Origin of the sequence: Candidatus Kaistella beijingensis (assembly GCF_020084865.1) — a bacterium.
In the GTDB taxonomy this organism is placed as follows: Bacteria; Bacteroidota; Bacteroidia; order Flavobacteriales; family Weeksellaceae; genus Kaistella; species Kaistella beijingensis.
Genome location: NZ_CP071953.1, coordinates 216,607 through 234,283 on the forward strand (window position 1 = coordinate 216,607; position 17,677 = coordinate 234,283).

Below are 17,677 nucleotides of genomic sequence, written 5' to 3' on the forward strand. Positions count from 1 at the left end.
TTTTATAAAATGAAAAAAATAATTTTCACCTTATTAGGTATATTCTCAATAACATCAATTGAAGCGCAAGTTGCCATCGGCAAACAAAGCGTGACCAATACCTCCGTTTCTTTGGAGTTCAACAATGCTGAAAACAGGGGATTAATTCTTCCTTATGTAGAAGACAAATCCGGAATTACCGAAAACGGAACCATCATCTATGATACTTCCGACCATAAAGTAAAATATCTAAAGTCTGGAAGCTGGTTTGACTTAAGTGTTGATACCACAGGTGCAGCAGATATCAGCATTCAAACTTCCAAAACAGAAAAAACCAATGCCAAAACGGTAATTGGTGCAGATGGTGCAACCAATTCTACTACCGGTATTTTGGTATTGAGTGATAACAACAAAGCAATGATTTTACCCAAAATTGCCAGTCCACACCTTAATATTATAAAACCCTCACCGGGAATGTTGGTTTACGATACAACCAAAAGACAACTCGCTGTTTTCAACGGTACAGTTTGGTCTTTTTGGAAACCTTAAATATTATAATAGTTTATTTAAAAAAATGGTAATTTACTTGACAACAGAGTATCGTTCTTTTATGGTTACTAGTTTTATGTACCTTTTTATTAGTTGTCTGTAAGTTCTCATCATTTGTGTTTCGCTCCGATATTTTATTTTATCGGAGCTTTTATAAATCTTGAAAGTGTTTTCAAATAATATATTTTACTAAATTTTTTTTAAAAATTCTTTAAAAAACAACCTATCATGCCATCAACATCCGAAGTAGGGCACGCCCGCAACGTCGCCAACCTACAAAAACTAACCGAACAAGTAACCGTTTACACGCTTTACAATCCACCGGTGGAAAGTTTATCCGTTCCCAATCTTACCGCATTGTATTCCACAGCTTCTGTTAAACTCAATGAAGTTGAAGAAAAACGCAACGCCAACAAAAACGCTATTTCCTTGCGTCAAGATGCTTTTGCAGACCTCAAATCCAAATCCACCAAAATCATCAACCATTTAGAAATTTTGGGACTTCCACAAGGCACGATCGACCAAGCCAAATCTTTAAACCGTCTTATTCAAGGTGGTCAAAAGAAAACCACCACTCCACCCGATGAAAACGGACAGCCTATACCAACAATCTCGACTTCCCGACAATCCTACACCCAAATGGCAGATAATTTCGGAATTTTGTTGCAATTGTTGGCGACCGTTCCAAATTATAATCCTAACGAAGATGAGTTAAAATTAGCCAATCTCACAACCTATCACGCTTCACTCATGAGTTCCACCCAAGCCGTTGACCAAACCGAAGCCGAATTGAATGTAAAACTCATTGAAAGAGACCAGATTTTATACGCAGAAAGCACCGGTTTATATTCTATCTCCCAAAATGTGAAAAAATATGTAAAAAGCCTTTATGGAGCAACCTCACCAGAATATGCAAACGTTTCGGTAATAGAATTTACCAACCGAAAATAATATTCTTTCGATATGAAATAATATTAGACCGAGAAGTTTTAATATCCTTACGATGTAAAGTTGCATTCTTGCGATGTAACTTTATTTTTTTGCTTCGTGGAATTATATTGGCAGAGTATGGAGTTATATTATTGCTTTGCAATTTTATATTCTTGTGTTATGGAATAATATTCTTTCAATGTAATTTTATATTGTTGCGTTGTAAAGTTCAATTATTGCGATGTGGTTTCATATTCTTCCATTCTTGTCCATAAAACAAGTAAGAAGTCCAACACATATGGGAAAAGCACATTTGCAAACCTCTAAACCCAACACCAAAGTCCAGTTTGCAAAAGAGCTTTTCCCATTCCCCTTTTCCCCACCGCAAAAAAAGAATAAATTTTCCGTCCCCCTCTGAATATTTTGTCATCCGTAGAACATTAAATCCCATCAATGTTTAATGAAAAGAAAGCTAACCGCAAAAAAGACACAGCATATAACATGGGTTTCGCAAGATGCGGGATTGAACTCTTACTTTGAGAATTCAGTTAATAATATCCACAAAAACCTTTTCCGCTAACATATTTTTTATAATTTAGTCATCGGAAAAAGGTTTTTGTTCAGTGTCGTTTTTCTTTTGAAATCTCGGTTATCAGTAGCCCACACCTCGCGAAGCCCCTTCCCGTTGTGTGCAACCTGTGCCGAAAATACCGCATAAAAAAATACCGTTAAAAAACGGGTAAAAAAGGGTCTTTTAACGGTAATTTGATTTGCAAATTTGAAATACTTTTGAAAAAAAAATAAAGCAATGGGTAACAAAATATAGACACAATTGATATGATTAAAAGCGGAACCCGAAAAGCTTTTAGAGTAGGGAAAACTAAAACTGTTTATAATGAAAACAAAAATCACAATTATCGTAATGTTATTTGTAACAACGATGAGCTTTGCTCAAAAAAAATGGGAACCCTATCATCAATTTAGTTTGGATGCAGGTTACACCTTTTCTTCTTTAAAAGAAAATCAAAATCCAAGTCGACCTTTATTTGCTGGTGATGGAGTAAATCTAGGTATAAGCCATCGTTATGGCGACCGATTTGGAGTTATAACAAGATTTGGTTTTGCAACTGGTTCTCTGGATCAATCAGAATTACAGGCTGTTGTTGATCGTTGGAGACCAGTACCACCAAAATACCGTTCAGAAGCAATCCAAACCAATTGGTCGCAAATTTCAGTAATGACTGGACCAAGCATACGATTAGGAAAAAAACATCAATTTGAATTCAATGCCATGGCAGGTATAGGGATTAATCCATCACCTAATAGTATCAGAGTAGATGCTTATGAACAAGATTTATTTATAGAAACAGTATATGAAGCTAAAGATAAAAGTGTTGTGGGAATGTGGCAGGTGAATGCGAGCTATAAATTAGCATTACTATCTAAAACAGGTAAATGGTTACGTATTATTGGTGGATATGGAAGTAATGGTGCTACAATTGGTTTAGCGATAAATATTGCAGATCAGGATTGTCATGGTATGCTTTGTTATAGATGTCAAGGAGCTGGGTGTGTAGGTGATATGCCAAAAAAAGATGTTAAATAATAAAATAGTTAAACTTTAAAAATAGAAATTATGAGTGGCACACAAAAAAGAATTGGTTGTAAAATTGGTGGAAGAAGAGTACCATGTTGGTTAATTCTAATAATTGTTATAATCATTATTATCATAATTCTAATTTAACTTAAGAATATGGTACTTATAAATTTAATAAAATGTAAATTATAAAATATGCCAAAACAAAAAACTATATTAGAAAATTACTGGGGTACTTGTTATAAAAGAATTGGTAGAATTAATATCCCATACCTTTGTAAAAAGCAAAGAAACTCAATAGAATATTGCTATACTTTTGATTGGTATTGGCATATAAAAATTCTATTTATTTGTTACCATACTGGATGCGAAAACAATATTAAATACAAATGGACTGGTTTTTGTAATAGTGTTTTTTGGTATTCATATAAAACAAATTATTATTTATGTACAACCAAAAAGTTTGATGTTAATGGAAATTGTTAATTTAAAACCATAAATTAGTTTAAAAATTGTATAGTATAAAAACCTATTTTAAAATTAAAAGAGAATGGTTAATTCAGGCAGCACACAACAACAGTTTGGCAAAATGGCGGGTTCAGTGCTAAATTGAACATTTGGTTTTCAAATAAAGTTTAGTTCTAAATTGAAAGTAAGTGCTTCAAAAACCGCCACTTCGCCAAGCTGCAAAACGTTGGTGGCAATTTTATCCGACCACTCGTAAAAATAACCAAAAGGGGTAATTGACAACCTTAATGAATCTTCCCTATTTGCTATAAATTTAAACTAACCATAAAAACTACGGATTATGAAAAAAATATTTTTGCTTACAATTTTATTATTTCCATTGACTTTTGCTTTTGGACAAGTGGTGTCCGCTACACCGCAATATGGAAATAATTGGACAACTTCTGCGTGTTATAGCGGTATTTCGTATAGATTAAGCAAGGCTAACTACAATAAAACCACTGGAGATTATTTATATAGCATCCAATTTAAAAACAGTTATTCCAAAGCAATTCGTTTTGAATTCGTAGTGAGAGATAATATCAATGATTGTTATGATGCAATAAAAAACAGTTCCACTCAAAATATTATAATGCAAGCAAATAGTACATCAATTGGTGGTGGTACAGATAATATTAATGCTAAAAATGGAGGAGGACAAGTTGTTTTGATAGGCAATTTGGTATTTGAAGGCACAAAAAACAATTTTACAGGCACAGCAGAAAAATGTGATGGTGGAGGAATTTGTCCTATTTGTGCAACTGTTGGTACATCAAAATATAGTTGCCCCAATTACCCAAGTTCAAATAATTCAATAAATAATCAAAATACACAACCTACAACAACGACCAGAGGTTCACAAAATCAAACTAATCAGTCACAACATAATCAAGCAAATCAAGTTACAACTACTCAGCAAAGTACAGAAATTCCGCAACAACAACCTCTTACAGATTATAATAATACAATTAAAGATTTTATGCAAAGCATTCCAAACGTACAAGAGAGTAAAGAAACGTTGGATAAAATGAAAAATTTTGAACTTGCAAAACTTGATATTGAACCTGAATTCAATACAATATCCTCACCTAATGATTATAATAAAGTATCTCTTACTACAATCAATTATCAAAATTTGGACAAAAAAGGGAATGTTGCTGTATCAATTATTACATCTGCCTTAAGTAATGTTGACAAAGCTAAAGACAAAGCTTTTAGTTCAGCAAAAATTCAGACTGTTTTTTTGGGTGCAAATACTCTTTTAGTAAAGGTTATAGAAATTGGAGGTAAAACTTTAGGCGGACCTTACACATACCCTACAACTGATGTTTTTGGGATTGCATACTCTGATAAAAAAATAAATTTTGAAATCTTTAAACAATTTATAGAAATTAATAAAAACTTCAAAATAGCCAAATGCCTTTCACATAAAGTTAATAGTAATGACATTAAAACTGAAAAGTGTGGTAAAAATATTACTATTTCTGATGTTACAAAAAAAGATGATAAAGTCAAAATAACGGCAAACGTTGATGGCATTACTGAAACTTATACAGTTATAAACTTTAACTCAAATGGTTTTACATTAATGAATAAAGTAGAAGAAGACAGCAAAAGAGCTAAACTTTATAATTATATGATTGAAATCCAATAAAAAAACTGCCACCAACAAGGGTTTTGCGATAGTGGGGCTAAAGTACAAAGTTCAACATTTGTTATTCTATTGAAATTTTGTACTTTAACTGAACGGAAGTGCTTCGATTGCCCCACCATCGCAAAGCCCCTTTCCGTTATATGCAACCGGATTTGAGATTCCGCATCAAATAAATTTTGGATTGAATACCAATAATTGGTATATTTGAATTAAATTATTTGTGATGGCAAAAAATACTTCAATTTTATTGGGCGATTACTTCGACAATTTTATTTCTCAACAAATTCAGACCGGAAAATTTTCTTCTGCTAGTGAAGTTGTGAGAGCCGCTTTGAGAATGTTCGAGCACGAGGAATCCAAAAAAACTCAATTGATAAATGAATTAAAAAAAGGTGAAAAGTCAGGATTTGTGAAAGATTTTGACCGCAAGAATTTCTTAAACGGACTTCATAAAAAATATGCTGCTGAGAAATGAAATGCAAAATAAGTAAAGAAGCTGAAAAAGATTTAGAAAAAATTTGGCTTTACACTTTCGAAACTTGGTCGTTAGAACAAGCGGATTATTATTACGATTTATTGATGGACGAAATCGAATATCTAGCTGAAAATCCTAAAAACGGAATGGATTTCAGTCAAATACGAAAAGGATATTTTCGTTCAAGAGTTAAATCGCACTTTATTTTTTACCGAATAAGCACCAAGAGTGACGAAATAGAAATTATAAGAATTCTTCATCAGCAAATGGATATTGATTCGCAACTATCTGAATGAAAAGTTCCGGCTGCATATAACAGTGTATTTGCAAAAGGCGGGGTTGAATATATTCTGTGAAAATTAAGTTAGCAAAAGCCGCAAAAAATTTTTCCACTTCCTGTTTTTTTTGTAATTTAGTCAGTGGAAAAATATTTTGCTCCAGGTGGTTTTTCTTTCCACTTTTTGTGCAAAGTAGCCCGCCCTTCGCAAATACTTTTTCCGTTGGCTGCAAGCGTAACCCACGACATTGCAGAACAACCAACGGGGAAGCTGAAAACCGAACAGAGTAAGCACAACATTTAAACATTAACAAAATGGGAAAAACAGGAAAAGTAATCGTTTTCGTGGTAGTGTGCTTCGTAATCGTAGTAGTTCTAACAATCATTAAAGAAGCAGGTGGAGGTGCTGTTATGTGGCTTGGTGCAATAGCAATACCTCTAATTTACAAAAGTATGTTTGGTAAAAAAGACGACCAAACCAAAAATCAAAATGGCGACATTACTTTAAACAAGGACAAACAAAATGATAACGACATCACCTTGAAAAAGTAATGATACCTAATCACTACAAGACACTTGAAATTGAGCCAACGGCAACAAAAGAAGAAATTAAAAAGGCATACAGACGGCTTGCTTTAAAATTTCACCCTGACAAAAACAAAAACCCTGATGCTCACGAAAAATTCATTGCTATCAATGAAGCATACCTCATTTTGTTTGATGATGAGGCTAGAGTAAAGTATGACCGAGAGTATCAATATTACTTCGGACAAAAGGCAAAAGCAGAGAATACAGGAACTCATCAACAACGGCAAGACGACAAAAAACAAGAAGAAACAAAATCTTCAAGTTCCAAACAACAAGAGCCGCAATTTGAAGATGAAGACCTAAACAAGTGGACAAGAAATGCACGACAGCAGGCTGAAAGTTTTGCTAAAATGGCATTTAATGACTTTTCAAATTTGGTTGTTGGAATGGTTAAAGAAACAGGTTTCCAACTTGGAAATGCTTTTCTTGTAATGCTTGGTGCTTTATTGTCAATGGGCGGTTGTGGTAATATTGTCGTTGGACTATCAACAAAAGGGGAAATAGGAAATCCTATACTTGGCATAATACTATTGCCTATTGGCATTTTACTTTACAAACTTGCTCACAACAATTACGATAATCACAAAACATAGATTATGAAAAAAATATTCATCATACTTATTGCCTTTCTTTGTGCAACTCAATTTAGTATTGCACAAACACAACCTTTACCAACATTACAATCAGGTTGGCAAAGAATTTATATTAAAAATGTAGGAAGTTTTGATTTGCCCCCAACAATGGAAGTACAAAAAGGCAAATACAAAGAGTTTGTTGATGAGATAAAAAAGATAAAAGGGTTTGATGCTTCGCAACTTGTCGCACAACAAAAAGGACTTAACGAATTTGGAAAAGAGGGATTTGAAAAATATGCTCGTATAATGGTTGAAACAACATTAGGCAGTTTTGGCGATTATGAAAAGTTGAATTTCAACATTTCAGAATACACGCAAACAGACATCAATGAACTTAATAAGATGTTTAAACAAGAAACTCAAAACAGTTTTTACGGAACAGGACTTAAACTTATAGAATGGTATCCTTTGAAGATTGAAAAAGTAAATGGAATGTCCTGCATACATATAAGTTACAAACGGCAACTTCAAGACAAGCCATTTGTTTTAGTTCATATGTACATCTTTCACAACAACGACAGAATGCACACATTTACCCTTTCCTACCGTTTATCAGAAGCTACTTATTGGCAAACAGATTATGCGACAATCCTAAAAAGTTTCAGAATTACGAACATTAAATAATCTAAAAACACCAAAAACAAGTAAAAATAGAGCTAAATATAGCGTTATTTTAAAAATAATGACTACTTTTACAGAAGTAACGCTAAAATAGACATTATTATGCTTATTCAGTTCTCAGTTAAAAATTTTAGGACTTTCAAAGAGAAAGCCACTATCAGCCTTGTAGCGTCTAATTACGATAAGACAACTCGTGAGTCTGATAACATTTTTGAAGACAACATTTTCAATCTGCGTGTTCTGAAAAGTGCAGTAATCTATGGTGCAAATGCGAGCGGTAAAAGTAAGTTTATGGAGGCACTGATGTTTATGAAACATTTTGTCATCACAAGTTCAAAAGACAGTCAGAAAGGCGACAAAATCAATATCGAACCTTTTAGATTGAGTACAGAAACCGAACATTTACCAAGTGAATTTGAGGTTATTTTTACTTTTGAAAATGAAATGTACAGATATGGTTTTGAAGCCGACAATGAAACTATTATCTCTGAATGGCTTTATCACAGACCTAAAACCAAAGAAGTAGAATTGTTTTACAGAGAGTTCCAAGATTTTGAAACACACGCAAGAAATTTTTCCAAAGGAAATACGGTAATTAAAGAAGGCTTGGTTAGAGACAATGCTTTATTGATTTCAGTTGCGGCACAATTTAACGATGCTATTGCTATCAATGTGATTGATTGGTTCAAACAGTTAAAAACTATTTCGGGACTAAATGAAGAAGGCTATCAAGGTTTCACAATGAGCAAAACCGAAAGCCCTGTTCATAAATCTAAAATTCTCAATCTTCTTAAAGCAGCAGATTTGGGTATTCAAGATATTAAACTTCAAAAGTTGGACATTGAGCAACTGCCAAAAGATATGCCCAAAGATTTGAAAGAACGGATTATTAAAACTGTTCGTGAAGAAAATGCTGAATTTATCTCTGACGTTATCACTTTTCACAAAAAGTATGATGCCAACAAAAAGAATACAAATGAAACTGTACGCTTTTCTTTGGACGAAGATGAATCATCGGGAACACGGAAATTTTTCGCTCTTACAGGACCTATTTTAGACGTTATTGAAAATGGCTATACGCTCGTTGTAGATGAATTAGATTCTAAACTTCATCCGAATTTGGTTTGCAAATTGGTATCGCTTTTTAACTCAAAAGAGATTAACAAAAAGAACGCTCAACTTATTTTCAACACACACGACACTAATTTATTAAGTTCAGGATTATTCAGGCGTGACCAGATTTGGTTTGCCGAAAAAAACAAATACGGAGAAGCCCGACTTTACTCGTTAGGCGATTTCAAATCAGAAAATGTAAGAAAAACCGAAGCCTTTGAAGATAATTATATCAGAGGAAAATACGGAGCTGTTCCATATTTGGAATATTTTGATAGTCTGACTAAAAATTTGCCGCAATATGAAAATGAAAGATAAAAGAGCAGAACAAATTGAGGCAAAGAAACGGCACAGAGAACAGTTAAAATCAAAGCGTAGAAATGAACCTGTTTTTGAAAGAAGTGAACCTGTACTGCAAGAAAAGCCAACAATACTGATTGTATGCGAGGGAGAAAATACAGAACCCTCATATTTCAGTCAGTTTAGGCTTTCTACTGCAACTATTAAACCTATCGGAGAAGGATATAACACGATTTCTCTTGTAAACAGAGCTTCCGAATTAGCGAAAGAAAAAGATTACGAACAAGTTTGGTGCGTATTTGACAAAGATGATTTTGACAACAACGACTTTAACAATGCCATTGTAACAGCAGAAGTTCAAAACTTTGGTGTTGCTTATTCAAATCAGGCATTTGAATATTGGATAATTCTGCATTTTGAAGACCATCAAGGAGGCGGAATGCATAGAAAAGACTACGATAAGAAAATCAATAATCTTCTCAAACCTTTCAAATTGGTCTATGACGGAGAAGGCAGTAAAATTATTACAGAAGAAATATTTGAAGTGTTGGACGGAATTGACGAAAAAACGAATAGAGAAAGAAAAGTGTTAGCTATTCAAAGAGCAAAAAGGAATTACGAACAGTTTGAACACGCCAATCCTGCGACAGAAGAATCATCAACTACTGTATTCAGACTTGTTGAAACATTATTGAAGTACACATAAACAGAACGCCAGCAGCCAACAAGGGTTTGGCGTAATTGGCTTGCCAACGCTCAAACCCAACCGCACAAAAGCCAACTACGCCAAGCCCAGAACCGTTATACGCAACCGTATCAAAAATCCCGCACAAAATTCAGTGAACAAACAAAAATTTCTATATTTACTCAAAATAACTTTATGGAAGCAGATTTAAAATTAAAATTGGAACAATTGCACAATCGCGTTGATGCATTAAAAGATCAAATCAACACCGAAGAAGCAACTAAAAATGCTTTTGTGATGCCTTTTATACAAATTCTTGGTTACGATATTTTTAATCCCACTGAAGTAATTCCAGAATTCATCTGTGATATCGGAACTAAAAAAGGAGAAAAAATAGATTATGTAATTAAAAAAGACAACGAACCAATTTTAATTATCGAGTGTAAACATTGGAAGGAAAATGCAGACGCTCATAATTCTCAACTTCACAGATATTATCACGTTTCAAAATCCAGATTTGGCGTTTTGACCAATGGCCATATTTTTAATTTTTATGCAGATTTGGAAAAACCAAATATAATGGATGAAAAGCCATTTTTTACTTTAGACTTATCAAACCTAAAGGATTCAAGTCTTAAAATTCTTGCGAATTTCACCAAAAATGGATACAATTTAGAAAGTATTTTGGATTCTGCGGAAGCGCTAAAATATATCAAAGCAATCCGCAGTGAATTTGAGAAAGAATTACAAGAACCTTCAGATGAAATGGTAAAAATGTTGGTAAGTAGATTTTTTGATAAGCCTTTGATTGCTTCAAGACTTGCAACTTTCAAAGATTATACAAAACGTGCTTTTTCTAACTCGATAAATGAATCAATTAGTTTCAGACTAAAAAATGCCTTAAATATTAATGAAACTGTTCCTTCAAAACAATCAGATAATATTACTTCTGTTGATGAAGAGGAAAATAAAGACGCACCTAAATTCATAACCACACAAGAAGAAATTGAAGGTTCACAGATCATAAAAGCAATTTTAAGAGAGGTAATTCCTGCTTCGAGAATTGCTTTCCGTGATACTCAATCATATTTTGGTGTTTTGTTAGATGACAATAACAGAAAACCGCTTTGTAGACTTCACTTTAATTCTTCAAACAAGTATCTCGAAGTTTTTCATCAGGGAAAAGATAACGGAGAAAAGAAATTGCTGAATTCTTTAGAAGATATTTATGAGTACAAGAATGAACTTCTTGCAACCGTGAAAAATTATGAATAAAAACGGCTGCGTATAACATAGTATTTGCAAAAGGCGGGGTTGAATATATAATAGAAAAACCCGATGCATTTAGTCGCAACTTGCTTTTCATATTGTATTTTTTTGTAATTTAACAATCTGAAAAAGCAATTTGCTTCGTTCGGTCGAAATTGAACTTTCAGTTAAATTTAGCCCGCCCTTCGCAAATACTTTTTCCGTTATCTGTAATTTTAAAAATAACACCTAAATATTATGAAAAAAATCCTATTTCTATCAATTATTTTGTTTTTAGCAAACAATGCACAAGCACAATTAACTGAATATAAAGTTCGAGTTGAAATTGACAACTCATTACAAAATGTTTATGATGCAGCCTATTATAAAGCATCAGCAAACTATTATAAAAAAGAAAACGCTGATATGATAAAAAATCATGCAGACAGATATTTCACGGCATTAAATCGTATTGTAGATTTCATTAATGACAAAAAAATTAATTCAAACGAAGTTGAATTAGAAATAAATAGATTAAAAGATTACGGAGAAAATATATTAAAATTATTACCGAAACTGGAAAATGATGAAGTAACTGGAAGCAATGCTCAATATACTATTGAAAAAGCAAATGAGGAATTACAATATTCAACTGGAAATCCAAATGGAAATCTACTGAAAATTATTAAAAAAAATATTATGATTCAGCAATTTACTAATTTAACGAATGAAGAGCTTGTTTTATTTATTAGTAGGGAAACCGGTAAATCAAAGGAAAATATATTAAGTTCATGTCAATATTCTATCAGTGGTGTCCATGATTGTCTTGTTATGACATTGGTAAATATCAAAATGTAAAAAAACTACAGATAACATATTCTATGTCAAAAAACAAGTACTATTTTGAATTTTTTCATGCCGCAAATTGTTGTGTTTTCACGTAGGGAGTCCCACGCCCGATGACCGCAAAAATCCGGTTGACGAGTTTGAATTTAACGTTGTTTAGCGCCAACATTTTCGGTTTTCCTTCCGCCTGTTTTCGCTCGTAGTAGAGCTTCAGCTCGTGGTCGTACTTTATTGCCGTCAGTGAAAGCAGGTGCAGTATCGACTTCATCTTTTTGTCGGCAAAAGGGCTCACCCTGCTTTTCCCCCGGATGCTGGTTCCCGATGTTCTCCCGAATGGCGCTATTCCGCAGTAGCACGCATATTTTCTCGCATTCCTGAACCGCAGAAATCCCTTCGTGGTGAGCAGCAGATAAAGCGTTCCGATTTCTCCGACTCCCGGTATGCTGCGCAACAGTTCCCGTTTAGCGTTAAGGTCCTCATCGCTCCTGACGAGTTTGCTTATTGCCAGTTCCAGGGTTTTCAACTGGGATTTCAGGAACGTTACCGTCTTTCTGTTGGCGGATTTCACGCTCCTGTAGACTTCCTTTCCCAAGAATTCCTCGCCCTCCGAAGTGCGCTCGAAACTTTTTATCGCGGCGATGAGCTTTTCGCGTTCCGCATTCATGAGGTTAAGTTGCTGGTAGATGATTTCGGGAACTTCCGAGAGTTGGATCTTGTCCTCGTTGCGCATCGCGTATTTGGCGATCTCCTGCGCATCTATCGTGTCGCTCTTGCCTCTGGAAAGACCTCTGGAACGCTTGATCTCGATTGCGGGGACTTCCGCATAGTTCCAACCGTTCCCGCACAGGAACACCGCCAGAATAGTGGAGTAGATTCCGGTATGCTCGAAGACCACGAGTGTGTCCTCCATCATCAGTCCTTCCTTTGAAAACGCTGCAAATAGCGTCTGCAGAGACTTTTTCTCATTGGCGACGCTTCCTCTCTTTACCGTGTCTCTTTGCGGAATCAGGAGGCAGTAGTCCAAGGTGTTTTTGGAGACGTCGAAACCCAGGTAGTTTTTGTAATTTTTCATATCTTTATTTTTAGAAAGGTGGTTGAATGGTTTTAAAATCTTTAGTAGTTCTTGTCTAATATTCTATTTGAAACTTCAGTTCAACCTTTATGCAAAACAGAGTACTGATATGTTAGTTAAATCTGATTTAATTTACAGGGTTTTTTAGGTCACTCTGTTTTGCTTTCTAAAGGTATTTATTTTATGGATGCAAAGTAAAGATGGGTTTTGCAAGATGCGGGTTGAAGGAAATCTCAGAAATATTCTAGAAAATACCCGCAAAAAACTTTTCCATTTTTTAGTTTTTTCGTAATTTTAAAAAATGGAAAAAGTTTTTGCTAGCGTTCGGTTCTCCTCTCCACTTTCGGTTGCAGTAGCCCGCACCTCGCAAAGCCCTTTTCCGTTACCTGCAAGCGTAGCAGACTACAGTGCTAACATCGACAGAGAGAAATGATATTTAAAAAACATATACCAAAAACACCACTTGACAACTATGTAGACAGTATATGTTACATTGAAGGCAATAACAAAGGAACAGGACTTCCTAAAATTGCAATGAGTTTAGTTTTCAACCTTGAAGACAATTTTAAACTATTCACAACCAAGCATTTTGACAATCATATTGATTACAAGCGACATTGGCTTGCAGGACTTCAAACCAAACCGACTAATGTAGAAAGTTACGGAACAAGTAAAATGTTGGTTATTCAATTCAAAGCATTAGGTGCTTTTATTTTCCTTAATGACCCTTTGCACTATTACACGAACAACTATGTAACACTTGACAATATTTTTAACAATGAAGCAGACGAAATTTGGGAACAACTTCAAGAAGCAGACTCTTTGACAGAACAATTCCTAATTATTGAAAATTTTCTGTACCGCAAATTATTGACAAATAAGTTTCCTAATCAAAAACTGATTTCAACAATAGAAATATTGCTATCTAAATCAAATCCAATTTCTATTAATCAAATTTGTAACAAACTGAAAATTTCTCGAAAACATTTAAACCATCTATCAAAAGAGTTTGCAGGTGTTTCACCAAAAACTTTATCATCATTAAACAGACTTCAAAACACATTAAAAACCATTAGTGGTTCACCGACAGAAAAACTTACTAATGTTGCTTACGAATTAGAATATTTTGACCAAGCTCATTTCATAAACGACTTTAAAAAATTTACAGACTTGACTCCTAATGAATACGCAAATCTTGTTGAGAAAACACAATCTCTTAAAATAGCCCCTCATTTTATTCCATTTCAGTAATGGTTACATATTTACAATTTTTGCAAAACTACAACCTCTACTTTTACCCTAAAATAATTTTAAAATATGAAGCGTAACATTATTTCAGTTGTGGTAGGTTTATTTTCGGCAATTATCATTTTTGTAATTGCAGAAACAATCAATAGTGCCTTACACCCAGTTCCACAAAATTTGGACTACAATGATAGTATAGCTGTAAAGACATTTTACGAAAATCAACCATTAACGCTTTGGTTATTAGTTTTAGTAGGTTGGATAATTGGTTCTGTTTTATGTGGTTTTTTAATTAAGTTAATCAGTAAAAATGACAACGAAAAGTTGCCAATTATTGCAGGTATTATTTTGACACTTTCGGCAATTGCTAACTTCTTTTCGTTGCCCCACCCAACTTGGTTTATTATAATCAGTTTATTTGCTTTTCTTCCATTTGTATTAATAGGATATAAAATTTCAAAATAACTATAATTATGATTGAGAAACTTAAAATATTAATTGAAAATAAAGAATTGGACAAACTCAATAAACTTTTAACAAAATCGCCTAGCATTTTAGATGATGTGGATATTAATGGAGCATCTGGCTTACAATTGATAGCTTACAGTGGAATAGAGGAGATTTTATTATTAGCAATCAATCTCAAGAAGAATTTTACTTTCCACGAGGCAATAATTTGCGGAAAATTGGATTTAGTAAAGATCTTGTTAGAAAAGCAAAACGATTTACTAAACTTACATTCAAATGACGGATTTACTCCTCTTTCTTTAGCCGCTTATTTCAACCAATCAGAAATTTTTATTTTTCTCCTTGAAAATGGTGCTAGTCCTAATTTACAAGCAACAAATGCTTCAAAGGTTAACGCTCTGCATTCTGTTATAGCAAAAGATAATTTGGAGCTATGTAAACTTTTATTTCAACATGGTGCAGATCCCAATATCCCACAAATTCAAAATGTTACAGCATTGCATTCAGCTACCCATAGAGGAAATATAAACTTAGTTAAACTACTAGTTTCAAATGGTGCCAACATTAATTCAAAAATGGACAATGGTGATACTGCACATTCAATTGCTGTTAAAGAGAAAAGAACTGATATTATAAAATATTTAGAAGCCATCTAAAAATAATATAATCATGGAAGCAGAAAATTTATTTTTTACTTTAAAAGAAATTTTATCAAAATATGAAAGTAGCCTTTTAGTTGTTCATAATCATAGAATAAACTACTATTTAAACACAGCAATTTCAGCCACAAATAAAAAATCAGAATTTTTTGGTGCTGTTCAAATCAAAAAGTCTTATGTAGCTTTTCATTTAATGCCAGTTTATTATTATCCTGACTTACTTGACAATATAAGCCAAGACCTTAAAGACCGTATGCAAGGAAAATCTTGCTTCAACTTCAAAGAATTAGACGACAAACTATTCAAAGAGTTAGCTGCCTTGACAAAAAAGTCGTTTGACCATTATAAATCAATTAAGAAAATCTAACATGCAAGACAAAACGCCTGCAGGTAACATGGGTTTGGCAAAAGCGGGGTTGAAAGTTATCATTTAGAAGATTTCAGCACTTTTAGCCACAAAAAACCATTTCGTTTTTTTATTTTTTGTAATTTTGAAAAATGGAAAAAGTTTTTGCTAGCGTACGGTCATCTCTTGAAATTCCGGTTGCAGTAGCCCGTACCTCGCAAAGCCCTTTTCCGTTATCTGCAATACAAAAACAGCCTACAAATAATGAGTGTAGAACAAATTGACAAAGTTGATTTTATTAGCACAAAACCTGATGGAAACGTTGAGTTGACAATTTCAGACCATCTTGAATGGAACAATAGAAATGAACACTTTCAAATTTTACAAGACAAACTTAACTCCTACCTTAATTTCATTGAAAGCGGACAATTAGGTGAAGAATATCCCAATGCAATAAATAAAAAAATATCTATACGTTTAATCATGAAATTTGCTCCTGACAAAATTGCAGTTGAATTTTTAGAGAATTGCCAAAGCATTATTGAAAGTGAAAATGTAGACTTCTCTTGGAAAATGCTAAATCAAAAATAATGTACTGCAGATAACATAGTATTGGCAAAAAACGGGGTGAATATTGTCTTTGCGCATTCAGTTAACAAAATTCGCAAAAATGCTTTTCATATTTCTATTTTCCGTAATTTAGAAATCTGAAAAAGCATTTTGCTCAGGTTCGGTTTTCCTTTGAAAATGTCAGCAAAGTAGCCCGTTCTTCGCCAATACTTTTTTCGTTATCTGCAATATTACCAAAGCGGCTGCCAAAAATGATTCAAGATAAATTAACTCAAATTTGGGTAAAACTTTCCGGAAGAAAAATTGACATTAACAAAGATTTTTGGATTTATGGAATAATTGGAGACGAAGATAAAATTGATGATAAATTCTTTAAAAATCTCGCTGAAAAAGAAAATCTAAAAATAACTTCAAACCAACCAAATTCTGGACTTATTGAAAACATAAATGTTTTAGATTTTACCGAAGTAGAAAAGAATTTATTAAATCCGAAAGTAATTGATTTCTATGAAAATACATCAAATTATGACTTTGAAATTTGGTCTGAATGGAAAGGAATTTTCAAACCGTTTGGATTTTTATTGACGAAAATTTTCAGCAAAAGATTGCAACAATTAAATATTCCAACAAATCCTCTTGCAATGGCAAAAGGTCTAAAAAGTGAAATTGTAAAATTAAAAAAAGATGACGAAACATTATTTACAATTTGGTACAGAAAAATAAAAAGTACAAATGATGTGATTTACTCTGGAGTTTACACAACTACATTTATGCCTCATTTCAAAAAAAATCTCTTAAAAGTAATATTTCCACTTCCAAATGGAAATGCAACTGTAATTATGACCAAAAAAGTTTTGGATAATGGATCTTTACTTCTAAGTAGCGACGGAAATAAATTTGGAGAAAATGGATTTTATTTTTTTCTAACCAATCACAAAGGAAAATATTGGGCGAAATTTGTAAAGGTTTTACACGAATGGATTGAAGTATACGTCGATGAAGAAAATGTTTTAAGAACAGACCATAATTTTAAATTTTATGGAATCAATTTCCTAAATCTACATTACAAAATGACAAAAAAATAATACTGCAGATAACAAGGTATTAACAAAAGTCTTATTATAGAACATTGATTTTCAGCGTATTTACATACTTTTTCAAATCGCAGGTACAACATAAGTACAACTTTTAGAGGCATATTTTTTACACCATTCAAAGCAAGGATTTTCACTATAAAAATCCTTGCTTTTTTTATTTGTTTCCCTGTCAATTTTTCGTCCGTTCTACCATACCGATTGCAGTCCTGCCCTTTG

20 protein-coding genes are annotated in these 17,677 nt (G+C 33.3%); 19 read left to right on the top strand and 1 reads right to left on the bottom strand.

Annotation, left to right across the window (positions count from 1 at the left end; genetic code table 11):
• Nucleotides 1–9: 9 nt before the first annotated feature.
• From J4771_RS00930 to J4771_RS00990, 13 genes are all read left to right on the top strand, one after another.
• The gene (locus J4771_RS00930) at nt 10–528 is read left to right on the top strand and encodes a hypothetical protein (protein WP_224135616.1); all 519 of its coding nucleotides are present in this window, start codon (nt 10–12) and stop codon (nt 526–528) included.
• Nucleotides 529–756: 228 nt separating this feature from the next.
• Nucleotides 757–1,479 (top strand): hypothetical protein, encoded by a 723-nt coding sequence (locus tag J4771_RS00935; protein WP_224135617.1) that lies wholly within the window; start codon nt 757–759, stop codon nt 1,477–1,479.
• Between the two features lie 874 nt (nt 1,480–2,353).
• Nucleotides 2,354–3,064: an Ail/Lom family outer membrane beta-barrel protein gene (locus J4771_RS00940; protein WP_224135618.1), complete on the top strand. Its 711-nt coding sequence runs from the start codon at nt 2,354–2,356 to the stop codon at nt 3,062–3,064.
• A 799-nt stretch (nt 3,065–3,863) separates the two neighbouring features.
• The gene (locus tag J4771_RS00945; RefSeq protein ID WP_224135619.1) at nt 3,864–5,216 is read left to right on the top strand and encodes a hypothetical protein; all 1,353 of its coding nucleotides are present in this window, start codon (nt 3,864–3,866) and stop codon (nt 5,214–5,216) included.
• Nucleotides 5,217–5,439: 223 nt separating this feature from the next.
• Complete coding sequence (locus tag J4771_RS00950; protein ID WP_224135620.1) at nt 5,440–5,691, top strand: type II toxin-antitoxin system ParD family antitoxin; 252 nt, start codon at nt 5,440–5,442, stop codon at nt 5,689–5,691.
• Nucleotides 5,688–5,987 (top strand): type II toxin-antitoxin system RelE/ParE family toxin, encoded by a 300-nt coding sequence (locus tag J4771_RS00955; protein WP_224135621.1) that lies wholly within the window; start codon nt 5,688–5,690, stop codon nt 5,985–5,987. Before J4771_RS00950 ends, J4771_RS00955 begins: the two co-directional genes overlap by 4 nt.
• Before the next feature lie 296 nt (nt 5,988–6,283).
• Nucleotides 6,284–6,520 (top strand): hypothetical protein, encoded by a 237-nt coding sequence (locus tag J4771_RS00960; RefSeq protein ID WP_224135622.1) that lies wholly within the window; start codon nt 6,284–6,286, stop codon nt 6,518–6,520.
• Entirely contained in the window at nt 6,520–7,149 is a 630-nt protein-coding gene (locus tag J4771_RS13235; protein WP_317196358.1) for a J domain-containing protein, read from the top strand. Before J4771_RS00960 ends, J4771_RS13235 begins: the two co-directional genes overlap by 1 nt.
• A 3-nt stretch (nt 7,150–7,152) precedes the next feature.
• Nucleotides 7,153–7,815 (top strand): hypothetical protein, encoded by a 663-nt coding sequence (locus tag J4771_RS00970; protein WP_224135623.1) that lies wholly within the window; start codon nt 7,153–7,155, stop codon nt 7,813–7,815.
• A 99-nt stretch (nt 7,816–7,914) separates the two neighbouring features.
• Nucleotides 7,915–9,243 carry an AAA family ATPase gene (locus tag J4771_RS00975; protein WP_224135624.1) on the top strand — a complete coding sequence of 443 codons (1,329 nt, stop codon included), beginning with the start codon at nt 7,915–7,917 and terminating at the stop codon, nt 9,241–9,243.
• Nucleotides 9,233–9,931, top strand: a complete 699-nt coding sequence (locus tag J4771_RS00980; protein WP_224135625.1) for an RloB family protein — start codon at nt 9,233–9,235, stop codon at nt 9,929–9,931. Before J4771_RS00975 ends, J4771_RS00980 begins: the two co-directional genes overlap by 11 nt.
• 174 nt (nt 9,932–10,105) lie before the next feature.
• Entirely contained in the window at nt 10,106–11,185 is a 1,080-nt protein-coding gene (locus J4771_RS00985; RefSeq protein ID WP_224135608.1) for a type I restriction endonuclease, read from the top strand.
• Nucleotides 11,186–11,416: 231 nt separating this feature from the next.
• A complete protein-coding gene (locus J4771_RS00990; protein WP_224135626.1) occupies nt 11,417–12,016 on the top strand; it encodes a hypothetical protein in 600 nt (199 codons plus the stop codon).
• A gap of 55 nt (nt 12,017–12,071) precedes the next feature.
• Here the strand turns inward: J4771_RS00990 and J4771_RS00995 are convergent, their stop codons facing one another.
• Nucleotides 12,072–13,076: an IS110 family RNA-guided transposase gene (locus tag J4771_RS00995; protein WP_224135627.1), complete on the bottom strand. Its 1,005-nt coding sequence runs from the start codon at nt 13,074–13,076 to the stop codon at nt 12,072–12,074.
• 429 nt (nt 13,077–13,505) lie between these two features.
• Between J4771_RS00995 and J4771_RS01000 the strand changes: the two genes are divergently transcribed.
• The 6 genes from J4771_RS01000 to J4771_RS01025 all read left to right on the top strand — a co-directional run bounded on the left by J4771_RS01000 (nt 13,506) and on the right by J4771_RS01025 (nt 17,449).
• On the top strand, nt 13,506–14,327 hold the full coding sequence (locus J4771_RS01000) for a helix-turn-helix domain-containing protein (protein ID WP_224135628.1): 822 nt from the start codon (nt 13,506–13,508) through the stop codon (nt 14,325–14,327).
• 66 nt (nt 14,328–14,393) lie between these two features.
• Nucleotides 14,394–14,786 (top strand): hypothetical protein, encoded by a 393-nt coding sequence (locus J4771_RS01005; protein ID WP_224135629.1) that lies wholly within the window; start codon nt 14,394–14,396, stop codon nt 14,784–14,786.
• Between the two features lie 8 nt (nt 14,787–14,794).
• Entirely contained in the window at nt 14,795–15,445 is a 651-nt protein-coding gene (locus J4771_RS01010) for an ankyrin repeat domain-containing protein (protein ID WP_224135630.1), read from the top strand.
• A gap of 13 nt (nt 15,446–15,458) precedes the next feature.
• The gene (locus tag J4771_RS01015; RefSeq protein ID WP_224135631.1) at nt 15,459–15,815 is read left to right on the top strand and encodes a hypothetical protein; all 357 of its coding nucleotides are present in this window, start codon (nt 15,459–15,461) and stop codon (nt 15,813–15,815) included.
• A gap of 243 nt (nt 15,816–16,058) precedes the next feature.
• Nucleotides 16,059–16,385 (top strand): DUF6572 domain-containing protein, encoded by a 327-nt coding sequence (locus J4771_RS01020; RefSeq protein ID WP_224135632.1) that lies wholly within the window; start codon nt 16,059–16,061, stop codon nt 16,383–16,385.
• A gap of 230 nt (nt 16,386–16,615) precedes the next feature.
• Entirely contained in the window at nt 16,616–17,449 is an 834-nt protein-coding gene (locus J4771_RS01025; protein WP_224135633.1) for a hypothetical protein, read from the top strand.
• Nucleotides 17,450–17,677: the final 228 nt, after the last annotated feature.

What these genes read in the sequence shown, in the direction of transcription:
- J4771_RS00930 (WP_224135616.1), top strand. Translation starts at nt 10, where the DNA reads ATGAAAAAAATAATTTTCACCTTATTAGGTATATTCTCAATAACATCA.
- J4771_RS00935 (WP_224135617.1), top strand. Translation starts at nt 757, where the DNA reads ATGCCATCAACATCCGAAGTAGGGCACGCCCGCAACGTCGCCAACCTA.
- J4771_RS00940 (WP_224135618.1), top strand. Translation starts at nt 2,354, where the DNA reads ATGAAAACAAAAATCACAATTATCGTAATGTTATTTGTAACAACGATG.
- J4771_RS00945 (WP_224135619.1), top strand. Translation starts at nt 3,864, where the DNA reads ATGAAAAAAATATTTTTGCTTACAATTTTATTATTTCCATTGACTTTT.
- J4771_RS00950 (WP_224135620.1), top strand. Translation starts at nt 5,440, where the DNA reads ATGGCAAAAAATACTTCAATTTTATTGGGCGATTACTTCGACAATTTT.
- J4771_RS00955 (WP_224135621.1), top strand. Translation starts at nt 5,688, where the DNA reads ATGAAATGCAAAATAAGTAAAGAAGCTGAAAAAGATTTAGAAAAAATT.
- J4771_RS00960 (WP_224135622.1), top strand. Translation starts at nt 6,284, where the DNA reads ATGGGAAAAACAGGAAAAGTAATCGTTTTCGTGGTAGTGTGCTTCGTA.
- J4771_RS13235 (WP_317196358.1), top strand. Translation starts at nt 6,520, where the DNA reads ATGATACCTAATCACTACAAGACACTTGAAATTGAGCCAACGGCAACA.
- J4771_RS00970 (WP_224135623.1), top strand. Translation starts at nt 7,153, where the DNA reads ATGAAAAAAATATTCATCATACTTATTGCCTTTCTTTGTGCAACTCAA.
- J4771_RS00975 (WP_224135624.1), top strand. Translation starts at nt 7,915, where the DNA reads ATGCTTATTCAGTTCTCAGTTAAAAATTTTAGGACTTTCAAAGAGAAA.
- J4771_RS00980 (WP_224135625.1), top strand. Translation starts at nt 9,233, where the DNA reads ATGAAAGATAAAAGAGCAGAACAAATTGAGGCAAAGAAACGGCACAGA.
- J4771_RS00985 (WP_224135608.1), top strand. Translation starts at nt 10,106, where the DNA reads ATGGAAGCAGATTTAAAATTAAAATTGGAACAATTGCACAATCGCGTT.
- J4771_RS00990 (WP_224135626.1), top strand. Translation starts at nt 11,417, where the DNA reads ATGAAAAAAATCCTATTTCTATCAATTATTTTGTTTTTAGCAAACAAT.
- J4771_RS00995 (WP_224135627.1), bottom strand. Translation starts at nt 13,076, where the DNA reads ATGAAAAATTACAAAAACTACCTGGGTTTCGACGTCTCCAAAAACACC.
- J4771_RS01000 (WP_224135628.1), top strand. Translation starts at nt 13,506, where the DNA reads ATGATATTTAAAAAACATATACCAAAAACACCACTTGACAACTATGTA.
- J4771_RS01005 (WP_224135629.1), top strand. Translation starts at nt 14,394, where the DNA reads ATGAAGCGTAACATTATTTCAGTTGTGGTAGGTTTATTTTCGGCAATT.
- J4771_RS01010 (WP_224135630.1), top strand. Translation starts at nt 14,795, where the DNA reads ATGATTGAGAAACTTAAAATATTAATTGAAAATAAAGAATTGGACAAA.
- J4771_RS01015 (WP_224135631.1), top strand. Translation starts at nt 15,459, where the DNA reads ATGGAAGCAGAAAATTTATTTTTTACTTTAAAAGAAATTTTATCAAAA.
- J4771_RS01020 (WP_224135632.1), top strand. Translation starts at nt 16,059, where the DNA reads ATGAGTGTAGAACAAATTGACAAAGTTGATTTTATTAGCACAAAACCT.
- J4771_RS01025 (WP_224135633.1), top strand. Translation starts at nt 16,616, where the DNA reads ATGATTCAAGATAAATTAACTCAAATTTGGGTAAAACTTTCCGGAAGA.